We start from the raw sequence: 266 nt of genomic DNA on the forward strand, positions 1-266 counted from the left end.
GTTGCGGCGCGCGCGGTTGTTGCTCAGGCCGGCGTGCAGTTCATCACGACGTGCGCGGGCACGGGCTTCAGCATTAGCATCCGCCTGTACGCCAATGTCGACCAGCTCCTGGCTCAGTTCTTTCAGCATGTCGCGCTTGGCGTCATACGAGCTTTTCAGCGACGCCAACACTTGGCTGTACTGAGTAAACTGGGTCTGGTACTGACGTAACTGCTCGCGGGCACGGGTACGTTCCGCTTCCGCGTGTTCAAGACGTTGGCGCAGCT

Annotated in this window: 1 protein-coding gene; it reads right to left on the reverse strand. The window is 60.5% G+C overall.

Going from position 1 to position 266, the window contains the following annotated elements; genetic code table 11:
• Window positions 1-266, reverse strand: a 266-nt coding sequence (locus tag SAZ04_RS22250; RefSeq protein WP_332699809.1) for a hypothetical protein, incomplete at both ends; no start/stop codon positions are given.

Origin of the sequence: Halalkalibacter lacteus (assembly GCF_036663595.1) — a bacterium.
Classification (GTDB): domain Bacteria; phylum Bacillota; class Bacilli; order Bacillales; family Bacillaceae_D; genus Halalkalibacter; species Halalkalibacter lacteus.